Source organism: Actinosynnema sp. NPDC023658 (genome assembly GCF_040639995.1).
In the GTDB taxonomy this organism is placed as follows: Bacteria; Actinomycetota; Actinomycetes; order Mycobacteriales; family Pseudonocardiaceae; genus Actinosynnema.
In genome coordinates this window covers 1-1,197 of sequence record NZ_JBFAAX010001388.1, presented here as the reverse complement: position 1 = coordinate 1,197, position 1,197 = coordinate 1, and the positions used below count along the sequence as shown (strand labels likewise).

At 73.9% G+C, this 1,197-nt stretch carries 2 protein-coding genes; both read right to left on the bottom strand.

Features of this window, described 5'->3' with window-relative positions; translation table 11 throughout:
- Nucleotides 1–806 (bottom strand): beta-ketoacyl synthase N-terminal-like domain-containing protein (locus AB0G02_RS41230; RefSeq protein ID WP_360806308.1); only part of this gene is annotated, 806 nt, incomplete at its 3' end.
- A gap of 5 nt (nucleotides 807–811) precedes the next feature.
- Nucleotides 812–1,197 (bottom strand): phosphopantetheine-binding protein (locus AB0G02_RS41225; protein ID WP_360806305.1); only part of this gene is annotated, 386 nt, incomplete at its 5' end.

The window sequence follows — 1,197 nt, the reverse complement described above, 5'->3', positions numbered from 1 at the left end:
AGTCGACCCTCGGACCAGCTCGTGCCGTCGGCGGCGTCCGCGAACGACTTGATCCGCCCGTCCGGGGCCAGGCCGCGCTGCCGGGAGAACTCCACGAACCCGGCGGGGGTCGCCATGACCGTCACGCCACCGGCGAGCGCCAGCGCGCACTCCCCCGCGCGCAGCGCCTGCGCGGCCAGGTGGATCGCGACCAGCGACGACGAGCAGGCCGTGTCGACCGACACCGCCGCGCCCTCCAGGCCGAGCAGGTAGGACACCCGTCCGGAGGTGGCGCTGGTGGCGATGCCGGTGGCCAGGAAACCTTCCAGGTCCGGTGGCGGCTGGGCCGCGTAGCCCGAGGACCACACGCCGGTGAACACGGCGGTCCGGCTGCCGCGCAGCGAGGTCGGGTCGATGCCCGCGTGGTCGAAGGTCTCCCACGCGGTCTCCAGCAGCACGCGCTGCTGCGGGTCCATCGCCAACGCCTCGCGCGGCGAGATGCCGAAGAAGGCGGCGTCGAACCCGCCGGGATCGCTCAGGAACCCGCCCGAACGCGAGTAGGTCGCGCCGGGTGCGTCCGGGTCCGGGTCGTGGGGCACGTCCCAGCCCCGGTCGGTCGGGAAGTCACCGATCGCGTCCACGCCGCCGTCGACCAGCCGCCACAGGTCGTCCGGCGACCCGACGCCGCCCGGGTAGCGGCAGCCCATGCCGATGATCGCGATCGGCTCGCGGGCCGCCTCCTCCACCTCGGCCAGCCGCTTGCCCATCACCCGCAGGTCGGCCGTGGCGCGCTTGAGGTAGCTGCGGAGCTTGTCTTCGTCGGCCATGACGGCTACTCCCCCGCGTCGCGGTGCTCGCCCGATCGGATGACCTGGGTCCGGCGGTGCTCGTCGTCGAGGATGCTGAACAGCTCGCTGTCCGTGGCGTCGTCGAGGTCGTCGTCATGCGTGGTGCGCTTGGCGGTCCACGAGGCGAGCAGCGCTTCCAGGCGTGCGGCGATCGCGTCGTGGTCGGCGTGCTCCGCGGCGTCCAGGGTGGACTTGAGGCGGTCCAGCTCGGTCAGCAGCGGGTCCGGTGCGGTCGCGGCCAACCGGTCGCGCAGGTGGTCGGCCAGCCGCGCGGGCGTCGGGTGGTCGAACGTGAGCGTGGCGGGCAGCCGCAGCCCGGTCGCCGCGTCGAGCCGGTTGCGCAGCTCCACGGCGGTCAGCGAGTCGAACC